Raw genomic sequence first — 14642 nt, 5'->3', positions numbered from 1 at the left:
GTGAGGACGGCCTGGATCAGGCCGGGTCCTCCGTGAAGGAACCGCAGGCGGAGGCACCGGTCGCGCAGGTGGTGCCGCAGCCGTCGCCCGTGGAGCACATGAGCTTGCCGTACGGGTGCTCGGCGATGACGACCTTCACGTCCAGAGGCGCGAAGTCGTCGTCCAGGCCTGCCAGCGGGGCGGGCGGGGCCAGAGTGGCGCTCGTCATGGTGTGCCTTCCTCTTGTTGGGATGTGCGGGACGACCTGGCTCCCGGCGTTACGCCGCGGGCCAGGAGAGCGAGATCCGGCTGTGCACCTTGTCGATGACCCGGTCGGCCGGGATCTGGTCATCGGGGGTGTTGGCCGAATAGACCCGGATGACCGGGCCGGGGCCGCCGCGCCTGTTGGCCTCCCAGTCGCGGAGCACGTAAGCGATCTTGTCAGCGAACTGCTTCGCATTCGGACCGAGAGCGTGCACGCCGTACTCCAGGTGCTTGTTGTCCTCGGTGCGGCGGGTGACGAGGTAGCCGAAGGTGTCGTCCTCGACGGCGGCGAGGGCGAACCGCTTGTTCACGGGGGCGACCAGGCCCGTGTCCAGGTCGTCATCGACAGCCATCGTGCAGAAGCCCGGCAGGCTGATCGCCATTGCCATCTGGAGGGTGTCGATGAGTTCCTGGATCCGAACGGTGACCCCGGTCCACAGTTCGTGCCGCGGTGTCGCGACGGCGTTGTCGAGCCGGTGCGGGTCGGCCGGCAGGCCATCATCGAACTTGAGCCCGATCTCCGGGGTGCCGTTGACCAGGAGGAGTTCTTCCCGGTGGGCGGTCGAGCCCCGCATCGGGACGAAGCCGCAGATCCGCGCCGACTCGCTCTCCAGGTAGGGACCGTGCTCGCCCGTGATCCGGGTGAAGGAAACCGACCGGGTCAAACCCCGCATCCGCAGCGGCACCACGAGCCGGCCGCCCTGTTTGAGCTGCGCGGTCCACGCCGGGGAGATGTCCCAGGCCCCGGCAGTCACCATGACCACGTCGACTTCGCCGAGCTCCGGAATGGGCTCGGCGGCGTCGGCGGTGACGACGTGCACCCGACTGTAGCCTTGCTCGCCCAGGAGCCGGCGCGCCCGATCGGTGACGACGGGGTCGATATCCACGGTGACGACCTCACCGTCCTCGCCGACGAGCTCAGCGAGGTAGGCCGCGTTCAGGCCGCCCGAGCCGATCTCCAGCACCCGCATCCCGGACTTCACCTGGGCCTGCTCCAGCATCATGGCCTGGATCTGCGGTGCGGACACAGAGCTGAGCTGCACACCGTGCTCGTCCGTCTTGGTGATCACGGCGGCGTACGGGTCGTACGCCTTGTCCAGCGAGGTGTCGGGGATGAACTCGTGCCGGGGCACCTTGCGCATCACCGCTTCGATCTCCGGGGAGGAGATGTTGCCGTCCGCGCACAGTTCGTCCACCACCTTGTTCCGCAGGCGGGTCGCCTCGTCGGGTTCGACGGTCGTGTTCGTCATGAACTTCCTTCGGTCGTTCGTGTTCGGGGGAGGTAGACCAGCACCGCGTGCCGGTGGGCCGGGAGGTTATCGGCGAACGATCTCCGTTCTCGCCGGACTGGCCAAGCTGGGCGGTGGCGTTATGGACGGCGCGCGAGTGCTCTGGCGCCGGTGGTGAGCCGCCCGGCGGACCTGTCCGTATCACTCAGGGCCGTCAGGCGGCCGTCTATGCGGCGGGCATGAGATCGTCCAGATTGACGACCTCGTAGTCCCGCAGCTCGCACACGAGTTGGCTCGCCAGGAACCAGCCCAACTGTGGGTGCTCGTACGCCACCGGCCCATCGTCGTCCTCGACCGGAAGCGGCTCCAGGCCGGTGGCGGTAAGGCGGTACCGGGAGCCGATGACGCCCCAGACCGCTGTCGCCCGCGCGCGGAAGGCGACGTGCCCCTGCCGAAGGTGCGGGCACAGCTCTATGGCCGGCCGCAGATGCTTCAGGCACACCGGCGGCTGCGCCGTCCTCACCGGTTCACCAGCTCGGTGAGACGCGTCTTCCGCGGCCCCGGCGAGGAAGATGTACCCCCGGTCGGTCTCGGCCGGGCAGAAGCCGACCTGGCACCGAAGCTGCTCCATCGCCTCCCGCTGCCGGATGGGGTTGACCAAGCGCCACCGCGGCTTGCCCGTCGGCTTCCCGGCAGCATTGAGCGACTGGGAGCACCGCGCCCACAGCTCACCGCGCGGCCCACGGTCGGTCGGGGTTTCGTCCTGGTAGGCGAGACGCACGGAGCCGAAGGCGTTCATGCTCAGCGCGAGTTCCGACTCCAGCCCGCCGTACTCGCCCTCTCGCGAGGTGATGTACGGGACGAGTCTCGGCGCTACGCCGGCCCGCTTCACGCGGCTGCGCTCACTGTGTCGCACAGCGGACTCCAGCCCTGTTCAGGGCGGTGAGCGAAGGGGCGCGCGGCCTCCCTGTCCGGATGCTCAGCCGTGGGGCACGGCGGGTTGTGCGCACACATGGTGCTCGTCCTCTCGGGTGGGAAGTCGGGCCCTCTTCGGCGAGCTACGGTGCCGTGGGGGAACACGGAACGGAGATTGTCGAAGAGGGAGTCGTAAGGCGCTGCGGTACGAAGTCGGCGATGGCTGCTTCGCTGTAGCCGTAGAAGCGTCCAAGGGTGGTGTCGTCGCGGTTGCCCCACAGCGTCGGTGGTCTCTCTCCCCACTCGACAACGGCGCAGGTATCCGGGTGGGTCGACAACCGCAGGCGCGCATTGGGGAAGCCAGGATGCTCCAGCAGGAGGTCACGGACCTTGATCCCGACGCAAAGACACGGCACCGGATAGTACCCGCCTTGCCTCGTGCCTCCGACGGGGACCGCGAGGAACGGCACGCGCAGAGTGCGCACAGCGACGCTCTTCTCCAAGAGCCAGGTGTCGGCGATCCGCTGCTCGTAGAAGTCGAAGTCGTACGCGTCTCGTGGGCCGGCCATCACCTCGGCGGTCACCGCCGGGTGCCTCACGGAGTTGGGGCTGTGCATCACTCCGGCCCCTTGAGGTAGCGGGCTTCGATCAGCTCTTCGACCAGGTCGGAGGTCACGAAGGCCAGGCGACGAGCAAGGCCGACAGCCTGCCGGTATGCGACCGGTGTGTACTCGCCTCGCAAGGAGAGCCCTTGTTCGACGAGCTGGACCATCGCCGCGGTGGGCGGGTACCGCTCGTCCGCGACGGCGATGTCGCTGAGCTGCTTCAGGTGGCCGCGGAGGCGGTCGACCAGGGGGCCGGTCGTCGCGACGGGCGGCGGCTGGTTTCCGATTGCCGTGTCGAGGTCGTCGCAGACTTCCTCCACGTCAAGCGATTCCCAGTCCTTGATCCGTTCCAGGACGCACCTCAAGCCCTCTGCGTCGAGTGGAAGTGTCCACTTCGGTGTGCCGGGCTCGTCGGCTGGCGGAGGAACCACGTCGTTCTCCGGGACCAGAACGGTGAGGGACATCGAAACTCCTGGAGAGGGCCAAGTGCCGGCCGTGAGGGGGGCTAGAAGTGCTCGGTAGTTTCCGGGGCCACTAGGAAGACCCACACGTCCTTGCCCGCTGAAGTCACGGACACGGAAGTGTCGTCAGCCAAGGCGCGCAGCAGCATCAGTCCGCGCCCCTCTTCGGCAAGGAGGTCCGGAGACGTGTACACAGGCGGGCAAGGGTCCTGGTCGCGGACGACGGCGGTGACACCGTCCGGCACCTTCTGGAGGAGCAGACTGGCCATCCGGCATCCGTCGGCATCCGCAGGAGTGTGCTGCAAGACGTTGGTGAGAAGTTCGTTGACCACGGTCAGCATGCGGTGCACGGTGTCGTTGTCGACGCGCCACCAGCAGAGGTGCGTTGCAACGATGTCCCGGACGGTCCCCAGGTCTTCAGCCCGGACGTCGAAACTCATGTCGAGTTGGCCGTCCACGCTTCTGGACGTGGCTCGAACAGAAGCGTCCCGCTTGCGGGGGTCGACGAGTAGTTCCATCGCTGCTTCCTCCGTTCTGCCAGAACCCCTTCATCAGGGGTGGTTGCGGTGTGTACTGGACTGGAACCGATCAGCAACCATTTAGGCAGAGCGCACCGAGAACGTGCAGAGCCTGATGCCGACAGGTGAAAAGTTCGGCATCAACGACTTCGGGGACAGAACATGCCGCAGCCGATGAAGCAGCTCGACCCGGGGGCGTCCCCCCAGGAGTGGTTTGGGAACGAGTTGCGCAGACTGCGCCTGGAGCAGGGACTGTCAGCCAAGGAGCTGGGACGGTTAGTACAGGTCAGCGACGACATGATCTTGTCGATCGAGAAGGGGAAATACCCGAGCTGCCGTCGCGACGTGGCTCAACGGCTCGACGATGTGCTCCACACGGGAGGGCTGCTTGACCGCGCGTGGCCGATGGCCTTCGTCAACCGTGATGCCGATAAAGAACGGGCTGATGCCGAAAAGGCTGCCAAGCGCAGAGGGGAGCAACCCGTTCAGGCGCCGACAGGCCGCATCCTGGGCAGAGACGAACCAACTCCTCGCCCTGGGAGCCATGAGCCCGTGATTCGACGCTCGTTCCTCCAAATCAGCGGCCTCGCCGCCCTAGCCCCCCTCGACCTCACCGACGTCTTCGCCCCCGCCGAGCTGTCTCTCCCGGCAAACGTCAACCCGAGCCACATCGACCAGGTCTTGGCAGCGGCCACCGCCATCAGCGGCATGGACAACGAGCTGGGCGGCGGTGGCATGGTGCGTGACGTAGCCAGTCGAGCGATGCAGTGGTCGGCCGGCCTGCTACAAGCGCAGTGCCCCGAAAACCTGCGAACCCAACTGTTCGCCGCTGTATCGCGACTCGGCATCGTGGTCGGCGCCTCTGCCTTCGATGCCTACCACCACGCTGAAGCCACCCAGACGTTCCGGTTCGCAGCAGACTGCGCCGAGGAAGCCGGCGACTGGCACCTACGAGCCAAGACGTACTCGTTCCTCGCACGGCAAGCCGTATGGATCGGAGCCCCCGATGACGGCCTCACCTACGCCGAGAAGGGACTCGTGCGCTCCGACCGTCTGACCGCGACGGAGCAGGCGATGCTTCACACAGCACGGGCCAGGGCCTTCGGGAAGATGGGCAACGTCCGCGACACCATGGCGGCCGTCGGCGCCGCGGATGAAGCGTTCACCCGGGCCAGGCCCGCCGAAGAATCGCCGTGGATGGCCTACTACGACGAGGCGCAGCACAACGGGGACACGGCTCACGCCCTGTTTGATCTCGCCATCCTTGCGGGACAGGACCCGGGCCGGGCAGCCCGCCGATTCGACACAGCGGTGAAGGGACACACCGACGCCTACAAGCGGTCCCGAGCGATCTCGCGGACCAAACTGGCCTCCCTGATCATGGCCAAGGGCGACCCTCGCCAGGCGGCGGCGCTCGGCCACGACGCCTTGGACGAGGTTGGCCGGCTCACCTCCCGGCGAGCTGCCGACGATCTACGGCAGCTCGGCCGTTTCGCCTCGAAGCACCGGGGGGTCCAAGAGGCTTCGGGGCTGCGAGAGCGGATCGCCGCTACGGTTTCCGCATGACTTCTTCGGCAGCCGCACCTGCGCGCCACGTCCTGGAGCAGGCATGCTCAACGGTCGGATTGGACTCCGACGGAGCGGAACCTCTACGCCTGGCCGAAAACCAGATATGGCGGCTACCTCATCAGCGGGTGATCGTGCGGATCGCACCGGAAGGCCAGAGTGCTGCAGCGGCCCGCGAGGTGCGCGTCGCACGTTGGCTCGCCCAGGAGAACGTCCCGGCTGTTCGCCTGATCGACGTGGAGCAGCCGGTTCAGGCAGACGGTAGATCCGTGACCTTCTGGGTCGAACTTCCGCCGCCAGAGCACGGATCCGTCCAAGAAGTCGCCCAACTCCTGTCACAGCTCCACTCCTTGCCCACACCAGACATCGAACTGGGGTACCTCGATCCCTTCGTCCGGGTCGGCGAACGGCTGCAAGCGGCCACGACGATCCGCGACGACGACAAAGAGTGGCTGCAGGACCTTCACCGCGACCTCGCAGCGGCCTGGGCCGGGCGGCCGGCTGGTCTCCCCGACCGGGCTGTGCACGGCGACGCCTGGCCCGGCAACATCGTCCGCACGGCCGACGGGGTCCTGATGATAGATCTGGAGCGCTTCTCTGTTGGGCCCCCGGAGTGGGATCTCGTGTCCACCGCCGTACGGGCAAAGACTACGGGTGCCGTCAGCACGCGCGAGTACGACCAGTTCTGTGCGACCTACAGCCATGATGTGACGGAGTGGGAGGGCTACCCCATCCTCGCGCGAGCCCGAGAGCTGCGGATGGTGACGTACGCAGCCCAGCACGCAGCCAGCAACGCACAGTGGATCCCCCAGGCGCAGCACCGGATCGACTGTCTGCGTGGTCGATCCGGCCCCCGGCCGTGGTCATGGAAGGGAATCCTCTGACTGGGGGCGTTTCAGGGCGCCCCATCCGTTTCTGTTCAGCTTCCCGTCCGACCTCCTGGTCCTCTACATCAACCAAGGTCGCGTCGAGGCCGACCACGCTGCCCTTTCCCCTGCAAGGTCACCGGCCTGCTCACCCGCCACCCCGACCGCCTCGACGAGGACCAGCACACTCTGCGCAACCAGCTCGCCCACGCCTGCCCCGACATGGCCGTACTGACCGGCCAGATCCATGCCTTTGCCGACCTACTCATCCCGCGCGAGGGCAACGCGGCGAGGCTGACGGCCTGGATCACCCGGAGCCGCAGCGCTGACCTGCCCTTTCTCCACTCCTTCGCGAACGGCCTGGAGCGCGACCGAACCGCCGTCGACGCCTCCCTCACCCTGCCCCACCACAACGGCCGCACCGAGGGTGCCAACACCAAGATCAAGCTCCTCAAGCGGCAGATGTATGGCCGTGCCGCCCACCGCCTCCTGTGTCACATCATCCTGCTCAACTGACGCACAGTCACGGGCGATCAACGCCTACGAAAATCTTGGAAGGTCCCGGTGAGCGGTGTAACTCTCGAGTTTGAAGCGACAGTTGATGACTGACGTGACGAGTGATATGAAGGCGGTGGTGAGTGGGACGGGCGCCGTTGGATGGCGGGCTGGTTGCCGAGCTGGTGGCCCGGGCTCAGGCTGGTGGGGTGAAGCTCACCAGGGAGGGCGGCCTGCTGCAGCAGCTGACGAAGCGGGTGCTGGAGTCCGCGCTGGAGCGAGCTCACCGATCATCTGGGCCATGAGCCCGGTGAGCGGGCCGAAGGCGGCCGGGAGAACTACCGCAACGGGCACCGGTCGAAGACGGTGATCACTGAGTCGGAGCCGGTTGAGATCGTGGTGCCGCGGGACCGGGCTGGGTCGTTCGAACCGCAGCTGGTCAAGAAGCGGCAGCGCCGGTTGGGCGGGGTGGACGAGATGGTTCTGTTCCTGTCGGCGAAAGGGCTGACGCACGGGGAGATCTCCGCGCATCTCGCCGAGGGCTACGGAGCGGACATCTCCAAGTCCGCGATCTCCACGATCACCGACAGCGTGATGGCCGGCATGGCGGAATGACAGAACCGTCCCCTGGACAGCGTCTACCCGGTCGTCTTCATCGACTGCGTGAACGTGAAGGTCAGGGTTCTGTCGACGATCTTGTGATCCAGCGCGGAGGTCGTCACCGTGCGAGCAAGACGCGTTTGCGAAGGAGATCGAGGCGATCCACTCTTCGAGCCGGTCGCCTTGGCGTGCGGTCATCATGACAGCGAACTTCCTGACGTGGCCGGTGAGCCGGTCCATTTCGGGGTCGCGCTCACGCAGGCGGTGCAGCTTGTCGGCATCGCCGTCGTGGAGGTGTTCGGGATGGGTCATGATCCATGAGGTGACCTCGCGGACCGAGGGAGGCTTGGGGCCGACGGCGGGTGCATACCCGCGCCCGGTGCGGTAGCGCCGCAGCTGACGCTGGACGGCCAACTCGCCTCCGGGATAGCCGAGTTTTTGGATCTCTCGGTGGAGCTGTGCGGCATTTCTTATGCCTTCGTTCCAGCGTCGGTGCAGGTAGCCGACGTACGGGTCGACGACATGCGCCCGCTGCAGGGTCTTGGCGACGACATCATCAGCGGAGCGGGCGTTGACCAGCTTGCGGACGGTGGCCTGGTGCGGCCCGAGCTTCCGGCCGATCACCGCCTTCGACATCCCCTGGGCCCGCAGCTCGTGGGCGACGGCATGCTGCTACCGCAGTCGGGTCACGATCTTCAGCTCCTTGGACGGCTACACCACCTCGGGCTCCGTTTCCGGGTGGCCAGGGCCGTCTTCCGCTGCGGCAAGCGGTTCGGCCAGGTGGGAGCGGTGGGCGTTGACCGTCTTCTCAACCGCCTGGCCGAGGTTGGCCCACAAGTGATATCGGTCCGCGACCTGCTGTGCCTGGGGCGCCCCGACCCGCGCGCCCTCCCCGTAACCACTGGAGCGGTCCCGGCAGATGACCTTCACCTCGGGATGGCCTTGGAGCCAGGCGGCCAGGTCCTCGCCGTCGCGGCCGTCGTGGAGATGCAGCGGCCGGTGGGTGGCCATGTCGATCAGCACCGTGCCGTCGTCGACCGCACGCGTGCCCGCAGTACTACCTCGTCCGGCTGTCGCTCGACCTCCTCGATCAGCAGCGCGGACAGGTACGAAAACAGCTCCAAGAGCACATCACGAGAACACCCGATGCGTGATCGCGAACAGTCGGCACAGGCCGCTCAACCCTCCGGATCACAAATCTGCACGCCCTTAGGGCTTGCCGGGAATCAACACGTTGGTTTGATCTTGGTTTCGTCAAGGTCGAGGAACCGGGCGACGTCGTCCGGTGTCCGGAAACGGGCTGTTGAAGCAGGGAGGCGGACACCGTTGGCTTCCAGGAGTGGACGGACGTCTTTCGCTGCACGGCTGATGGTCATGGCAGTGGTGTTGAAGAGCTGGCCGAGAAGCTCCTGAAGCGAGTGTTTCCGCAGGTAGAGGATCGTGACCAGGATCTGGTCGGCGGGGGTGAGTGTGGGTTTGCGGCCGGTGCCCGGGGCGACGCGGCGTGGGCCGCCGCGGGCTGCTTGGCGGACTTGTTCGCGGTGCTTCTCCAGCGCGGGGATCAAGGTTTCGATGAGGTCGCTGAGTTGCTTGCGGGGCATGCCGGTCAGCTCAGGGTGCTGCAGGTCGTGGAGCGGGAGGGGGCGAGAGCCCTCGACTGCCCGCCCGCGTTGCCGGGGCAGGCGTGGGCTTGGTTGATGGTCTGCGGGGTGAAAGGTGTAGTTCCAGTCTCCGTGGAAGCGGTGGCGTGTGATCAGCAGGGCGGCGATGGCCTCGTCGGTGATGCGGATGCCGGTGGGGTATTCGCCGCTGTCGAGTTCGGCGTGCACCGTCAGGCCGGTGCGGCTGGTCGTCGCTGCGATGGTCTGGAGCATGACTTCATGGCTGGTCAGGGGCCTGCCGCGCCAGTTCATGGTGATGTGGGAGAACAGCCTGTGCTCGATCTTGTTCCATTTGGAGGTGCCGGGAGGCAGGTGACACACGGTGATCTCCAGGCCGGTCTCGGCGGCGAGGTCGGCCAGGTGGGTCTTCCAGCCGCGGGTGCGGTAGCCGTTGGAACCTCCGCCGTCAGCGGTGATCAGCAGACGGCGAGCGTGGGGGTAGTCGTGCTGGCCGACCGCCTGCCACCAGCGGCGGATCGAGGCGACGGCGAACGCCGCGGTGTCGTGATCGGTGCCGATGCTGACCCAGCCGGTGTTCGCCGCCAGGTCGTAGATCCCGTACGGAATCGCCTTCTCGGCCTGGCCGGGGAAGTCGTGCGTTTTGACTCTCACAGGGTGTCCGGCGGGCCGCCATTCCTGCCCGGCGTTCTTGTAGTCGCCGATCAGCTCCTTCTTCTTGGTGTCCACGCTGATCACCGGGTCACCGGCGTCCCGGTGATTACGTGCCTGCTCGTTGAGGTAGTTGAACTGGGCATTCCGGTCCGGGTGTTGGGCACCCTCGAGGGTCTTGGCGTTGCCCTGCAGGCTGAAGCATTCCTCCCGCAGCAGGCCGGCGACGGTGTCGGCGGAGACCCGGTGGCCCTGCCGGGTCAGCTCCACTGCCAGTTTCCGGGTCGACTTCGTCGTCCAGCGCAGCGGCGACATCGGATCGCCCCGCTCGTCGGGCTCGACCAAAGCCAACAACGCCGGCCGCAGCCCCGCATCCAGCTCGGTCGCCTTCTTCCGGCCTCCACCAGGACGACGGACCCGCCCCAACGGGGTCTCACCGGACTCAAGTTCAGCCACCCCGCGCGAGACTGTGCCCTCCCGCACTCCGGCCGCAGCGGCGACGAGCCTGATCCCGCCATGCCCCAGCGACCGCGCTTCCGCCCCTATGGCCAGTCGACGCTGACGCTCGTCCAGATGCGGCAACAACGCCTGGAACTTCGCAGCCAGGACGGTCTCGATCCCCTCCGGTCTCCCCATACCAGAACAACGATCCCCGCAGCCGGAAGCCACGACTTGTTTCCCGGCAAGCCCTTAGGCTGCACTCCAGAACTCGGCCGTTCCGCGCCGCTCCCACCTGGGGCCCGGCCAACGCCGCTGTGACCGGATGGGTTGGCCTGTCGGCGTTCGCAGCGGTTAACACTAAGGAATGGCCGCTGCCGCCTTGGGTGCGGCGGCCAGCCGCAGGCCGACTTCCACAAGGGTCCAGCCAAGGCGGCTACGGAGATGCCGGGGGCGCCAGGCCGCTGCGGCGAGGCGGTATGCGTCGGCTTGGGCACGGAGGTCGGCGGCGCGAGCGTAGTGAAGGGCGAGGTAGGTCTCGGGGTGCATCGGACTGTGGCCTTTCATTCTGTGGTGAGGGGGAACGCGTGTGTGTGGATGCGTACCTGGGCGGTGTTGGCGTCGTCCTCGCCGGCGGCCCGGTCGCGGTAGGTGTCGACGAGTGTGTGCATCTTCTCGACGAGTTCCCGGGTCAGTTCGGGCGTCAGTTGCAGCGTCGCGCTGCTCATGTCCCAGGCGCGGTTCCACTCCTCCGGCCATGCCTCGCGGTTGCCGAGCCAGGTCGACAGATCCCGGGTCTGGGCGGTCGCGACCTCGTGCAGGTACATGTCGGCGGCCCCTCGAACGTCCGGGTTGGCGTCCGTGAGTAGCGCATCGTCGAAGCGCAGGCCCTTGTGAACCGCCCTCCACCACCGCTCCCGGCCCTTGCCGCGCTCGGGGGCGTCCTCAATGAAGCCGTGAACGGCGAGCTGTCGCAGGTGGTAGCTGGTGGCACCGCTTGACTCGCCCAGTTTTTCGGCGAGTTGGGACGCGGTGGCCGGACCGCCGTAGCGCAAGGCAGCCATCAGCTGCATGCGCAGTGGGTGTGCGAGCCCACGAAGGGATCGGGCGTCGAGACTGCGGACCAGTGGATCCTGGTGCTCGTTCATGCCTACAAAGTAGCGCCGCAAAGACATATTTGCAATGGACCTTTTGCAGCCGGTTCTTTGTGAGTTGTTACACCTCGCAGCGCCCAGTGGAGTAGTGCAATTTCGGCATGTTAAACCCTATTAGTGACGATATGGATGGATGCGCATTTTGTCGACTGGCCTGGGTGGAGTCCGGAATCGAGGGACCTGGTCGCGCGGAGCTGCTCATGTTCCTCGTCCCATAGCTCGGAAGGCCGATGGGCACCTGGATGGCGAGGTGAACGTTCGTCGTGGTCGACATCACCGAGATTTGCAACAACTGGTACGCAGGCCGCTAGTAGTGCTTCGTTACGTTGTGTGATCTCGGCTGGTGGTGGGCAGCCTCCCAGAGTGAAGCTGGGGGAAGTGGAACGGATCCGGGGCGAGTTGGCGGGGTTCGTTGCCGAGGTGTTCGGGTCGTTGCCGCGTCGGGATCAGCGGCGCTGGGGCGAGTGTTATCTGCGGGGCCTGATGCTCGATGGCCGGCGGAAGTCGGTCCAGCCGATGGCCGAGCGGTTGCCGGACGGGAACATGCAGGCCCTGCAGCAGTTCGTGAACCAGTCGCCATGGGATCCGCTGCCGGTGCGGCGGCGGATCGCTGAGCGGCTGTCCGAGGTGATCACGCCGGAGGTGTGGGTGGTCGACGACGTGTCGTTCCCCAAGTGCGGCAGAGCATCGGTCGGGGTGGCTCGTCAGTACTGCGGAGCGGTCGGCAAGCGGGCGAACTGCCAGGTCGCGGTCAGCGTCCATGCCGCCACCGACACCGCATCCTGCCCGCTGAACTGGGAGTTGTATCTGCCGCGCGAGTGGACGGACGAAGCGGACCGCTGTCGCCGGGCCGGTGTCCCCGACGGCGTCGTCCACCAGGAGAAGTGGCGTCTCGCGCTCGGCCTGCTCGACAGCCTGACCGACTGGCGGTTGAAGGCGCTGGTGGTGGTCGCCGATGCCGGCTACGGCGTCAGTACCCCCTTCCGCCTCGGTCTCGAGGAGCGAGGACTGTCCTACGTCCTCGCGCTGACCGGCAAGGAAGTCGCTCACCCGGAGGAGGCCGCGCCGCACCAGCCCGTCTACGGCGGGCTCGGTCCGCCGACCCTGCCCCGCTACCGCACCCCACCACGAGCCGTTTCCGCCCTTGCGGCGAAGGCCGGTGCCGGCCGGTTCACCGAGGTGACCTGGCGCCGCGGCAGCAAAGGCGCGATGACCTCGCGGTTCGCGGTGCTGACCGTCCGGCCTGCGGGCAAGCAGTCCCTGGCTGCCGCCCAGGAGGCGGGCGGCGGCCGCAACCACTGGAACGGAGTCCTGCCCACCCAGACCCTGCTGGTCGAATGGCCGGACGGCCAGGACGCTCCGACGGACTACTGGATATCGAACCTGCCCGCTTCGACTCCGGTCGCCGACCTGGTGCGGTGGGCGAAGATGCGCTGGCGGATCGAGCACGACTACCGCGAACTCAAGCACGGCCTCGGCCTGGACCACTTCGAGGGCCGCACCTGGCGCGGCTGGCACCACCACGTCACCCTCGTCACCGCCGCCCAGGCCTTCCTCACCCTCAGGCGGCTCGACCCAAAAGTCCACACACCGGCCTGACCCTCTACCAGGTCCTCGACGTCCTTCAGGACCTGCTGAGGTGCTGGGCCGGTACCTGCTCCACCTGCGGACGCCCCCTGCCCGCCCGACGAGGCCGCCACAGACAGCGCAGAACCTAACGAAGCACTACAGTGCTGTGACCGGATTGGTTCACCGGGTTGGCGGTTGTGACTGAGCGTTCTAGTTGGCCACTGAGCGTTGTAGTTGGCCAGCTGGGTGTTCGGCTTCTGTCAGTGTCCGTCGTGCGAGGTGCGGGCGACGCCAGCGCAGGCCAGCACTGTCGTGGCAGCGGCGTTGAAGAAGAGCACGAACGCCCAATGCCCATCTGCCGTCCTGATCGAGCCGATGCGAAGAACCTCGTCTTCTGCGGCGTCGAGAATGCCGAGCGTCTCATCGAGGCCGAGCGTTGGTTGCCCGTGCCTCTGCGCGACCCGGTGGCGAACCCGGTAGGTGTGGAAGAGCTGGCCGACGGGGACCAGGCCCTCCCAGACGTCGAAGGCTCCTCCGGAGAGCAGGGCCTCCCGCGCGGGGCCGCATGCAGGCGTCTGCTCGGAGAGCATCTCGCAGAGGTCATCGCGTGTCATGTGCCAACCCTGCCGGGTCTCGCTCAACTGGCCAACTAGAGGACTCAGTCACAGCGGTACTGTCCGCGCATGCATCAGTTCCCATGCACTTTGGAAGCCCTCGTTGTGCGCACCGATTTCTCGGCAGACGGTGCTTGGGACGCTCTGCGGGCGGCGCTGTACTCGCCCAGCAGGGACGGCTTCTTGGCCAACGTCGCACTTGTCGATGACCGGAGATACGAGGGCTTGACGCCCGAGTCGGCCCTCGGCCTCATCCCGGCGGAGTATCAGCATCCACTTCTTGTCCTTGCAGACCCTGTAGCTGTCGCCTCGACTGACTTGCCGCTTCTCGTAGTGGATCTGCGGCGTGAGCGTGGGCGGTGTGTCCGCGTTGTGGCAGCCGAGCTGTGGAGCATCGAGAACAACCTCTCGGAGGCGAACATGGACTTCGAGGAGTTCGCCGGCGCCGTCGACGACGACGGCGTTTTCCGAGGCTTCTGAGTCACTGGCCGCCAGGCGGTGTTCAGGCTGCGGGTGCGAGGGGGCGCCCGCCCCAGCGGATGCCCGTTTCGCTGCGGATGCGGGCGCGTTCTCTGCGCTGGGCTGCAAGGACGTCGGGGTGGCGGGCATTGGTATTGCGCCAGCACAGGTATCGGTGCAGGGCCCGGGTTTGCGCGGGGTGGCTGCGATGGTTCGAGTTGGCCAGGGTGAACTGCCGCAGCGGGCCGAAGTGGGCCTCAATCGGGTTGGCCCAGGAGGCGTAGGTCGGAGTGAAGCACAGCTCGACCTTTTTCTTCTCCGCCCAGCGGCGGATGTCCACTCCGGTATGGGCGGAGAGATTGTCCAGGATGACGTAGATCGGGGCTCCGTCTGGCCGGGCGGCGCGGATCGATTTCAGCGCGGCCAGTGTGTTGGCAGTGCCCTTGCGGCGTCGGTTGACGCCCCACAGCCGATCGTCGCCCACGGAGTAGCAGCCGTGGAAGTAGGTGACGCCGTGGGTGCGGCGGTAGGTTGCCGGCAGGCGGTCGGGCTTGCCCTGCTTCGCCCAGCAGGAGCCTGCGATGGGTCTGATCCCCAGGGGCCCAAACTCGTCGAAGGCGAACGGGCCTTGACCCGGAAT

Annotated in this window: 17 protein-coding genes and 2 pseudogenes; 6 read left to right on the top strand and 13 right to left on the bottom strand. The window is 66.9% G+C overall.

From position 1 onward, the window contains the following. Positions 1–16: 16 nt before the first annotated feature. The 7 genes from fxlA to ACH4NX_RS30175 all read right to left on the bottom strand — a co-directional run bounded on the left by fxlA (position 17) and on the right by ACH4NX_RS30175 (position 3971). Positions 17–208 (bottom strand): FxLD family lanthipeptide, encoded by a 192-nt coding sequence (gene fxlA / locus ACH4NX_RS30205; protein WP_398129441.1) that lies wholly within the window; start codon positions 206–208, stop codon positions 17–19. A gap of 49 nt (positions 209–257) precedes the next feature. Next, positions 258–1493, bottom strand: a complete 1236-nt coding sequence (gene fxlM, locus ACH4NX_RS30200; protein ID WP_398129440.1) for a methyltransferase, FxLD system — start codon at positions 1491–1493, stop codon at positions 258–260. A 205-nt stretch (positions 1494–1698) separates the two neighbouring features. Beyond that, positions 1699–2388 carry a hypothetical protein gene (locus ACH4NX_RS30195; protein WP_398129439.1) on the bottom strand — a complete coding sequence of 230 codons (690 nt, stop codon included), beginning with the start codon at positions 2386–2388 and terminating at the stop codon, positions 1699–1701. Next, on the bottom strand, positions 2361–2486 hold the full coding sequence (locus tag ACH4NX_RS30190; RefSeq protein WP_398129438.1) for a DUF5999 family protein: 126 nt from the start codon (positions 2484–2486) through the stop codon (positions 2361–2363). The genes ACH4NX_RS30195 and ACH4NX_RS30190 overlap by 28 nt, the downstream gene beginning before the upstream one ends. A gap of 44 nt (positions 2487–2530) precedes the next feature. Then, positions 2531–3004, bottom strand: coding sequence for a DUF6302 family protein (locus tag ACH4NX_RS30185; RefSeq protein ID WP_398129437.1), 474 nt, complete (start codon positions 3002–3004; stop codon positions 2531–2533). Beyond that, complete coding sequence (locus ACH4NX_RS30180; RefSeq protein ID WP_398129436.1) at positions 3004–3456, bottom strand: DUF6415 family natural product biosynthesis protein; 453 nt, start codon at positions 3454–3456, stop codon at positions 3004–3006. The genes ACH4NX_RS30185 and ACH4NX_RS30180 overlap by 1 nt, the downstream gene beginning before the upstream one ends. Before the next feature lie 41 nt (positions 3457–3497). Next, positions 3498–3971, bottom strand: a complete 474-nt coding sequence (locus ACH4NX_RS30175) for an ATP-binding protein (RefSeq protein ID WP_398129435.1) — start codon at positions 3969–3971, stop codon at positions 3498–3500. Between the two features lie 174 nt (positions 3972–4145). On the opposite strand from ACH4NX_RS30175, the gene ACH4NX_RS30170 reads away from it, so the two are divergent. From ACH4NX_RS30170 to ACH4NX_RS30155, 4 genes and pseudogenes are all read left to right on the top strand, one after another. Then, a complete protein-coding gene (locus tag ACH4NX_RS30170) occupies positions 4146–5537 on the top strand; it encodes a helix-turn-helix domain-containing protein (protein ID WP_398129434.1) in 1392 nt (463 codons plus the stop codon). Then, a complete protein-coding gene (locus ACH4NX_RS30165) occupies positions 5534–6421 on the top strand; it encodes a phosphotransferase family protein (RefSeq protein WP_398129433.1) in 888 nt (295 codons plus the stop codon). The genes ACH4NX_RS30170 and ACH4NX_RS30165 overlap by 4 nt, the downstream gene beginning before the upstream one ends. Continuing rightward, the gene (locus ACH4NX_RS30160) at positions 6422–6919 is read left to right on the top strand and encodes a transposase (RefSeq protein ID WP_398129516.1); all 498 of its coding nucleotides are present in this window, start codon (positions 6422–6424) and stop codon (positions 6917–6919) included. Positions 6920–7041: 122 nt separating this feature from the next. Further along, positions 7042–7579, top strand: a pseudogene (locus ACH4NX_RS30155) (transposase); the annotation flags it as partial. A gap of 630 nt (positions 7580–8209) precedes the next feature. Here ACH4NX_RS30155 and ACH4NX_RS30150 read toward each other — a convergent pair. The 4 genes from ACH4NX_RS30150 to ACH4NX_RS30135 all read right to left on the bottom strand — a co-directional run bounded on the left by ACH4NX_RS30150 (position 8210) and on the right by ACH4NX_RS30135 (position 11354). Further along, positions 8210–8521, bottom strand: a complete 312-nt coding sequence (locus tag ACH4NX_RS30150) for a transposase (RefSeq protein WP_398129432.1) — start codon at positions 8519–8521, stop codon at positions 8210–8212. A gap of 203 nt (positions 8522–8724) precedes the next feature. Beyond that, positions 8725–10404 (bottom strand): ISAzo13 family transposase, encoded by a 1680-nt coding sequence (locus tag ACH4NX_RS30145; RefSeq protein WP_398129431.1) that lies wholly within the window; start codon positions 10402–10404, stop codon positions 8725–8727. Positions 10405–10566: 162 nt separating this feature from the next. Continuing rightward, entirely contained in the window at positions 10567–10755 is a 189-nt protein-coding gene (locus tag ACH4NX_RS30140) for a hypothetical protein (RefSeq protein WP_398129430.1), read from the bottom strand. A gap of 14 nt (positions 10756–10769) precedes the next feature. Next, positions 10770–11354 (bottom strand): ArsR/SmtB family transcription factor, encoded by a 585-nt coding sequence (locus tag ACH4NX_RS30135; protein WP_398129429.1) that lies wholly within the window; start codon positions 11352–11354, stop codon positions 10770–10772. Between the two features lie 369 nt (positions 11355–11723). On the opposite strand from ACH4NX_RS30135, the gene ACH4NX_RS30130 reads away from it, so the two are divergent. Continuing rightward, positions 11724–12959, top strand: a complete 1236-nt coding sequence (locus tag ACH4NX_RS30130) for an IS701 family transposase (protein ID WP_398129428.1) — start codon at positions 11724–11726, stop codon at positions 12957–12959. Between the two features lie 230 nt (positions 12960–13189). Here ACH4NX_RS30130 and ACH4NX_RS30125 read toward each other — a convergent pair whose 3' ends face one another. After that, complete coding sequence (locus ACH4NX_RS30125) at positions 13190–13543, bottom strand: hypothetical protein (protein ID WP_351400568.1); 354 nt, start codon at positions 13541–13543, stop codon at positions 13190–13192. Positions 13544–13612: 69 nt separating this feature from the next. Between ACH4NX_RS30125 and ACH4NX_RS30120 the strand changes: the two genes are divergently transcribed. Next, the gene (locus tag ACH4NX_RS30120; RefSeq protein WP_398129427.1) at positions 13613–14023 is read left to right on the top strand and encodes a DUF6924 domain-containing protein; all 411 of its coding nucleotides are present in this window, start codon (positions 13613–13615) and stop codon (positions 14021–14023) included. A 22-nt stretch (positions 14024–14045) separates the two neighbouring features. On the opposite strand, the pseudogene ACH4NX_RS30115 reads toward ACH4NX_RS30120, so the two are convergent. Beyond that, a pseudogene (locus tag ACH4NX_RS30115) lies at positions 14046–14624 on the bottom strand (transposase); the annotation flags it as partial. Between the last annotated feature and the right edge of the window lie 18 nt (positions 14625–14642).

The organism is Streptomyces sp. NPDC017225, assembly GCF_044331465.1.
Classification (GTDB): Bacteria; Actinomycetota; Actinomycetes; order Streptomycetales; family Streptomycetaceae; genus Streptomyces.
Note: the sequence above shows the minus strand (reverse complement) of the source record. Positions and strands in the feature narration are given on the sequence as shown.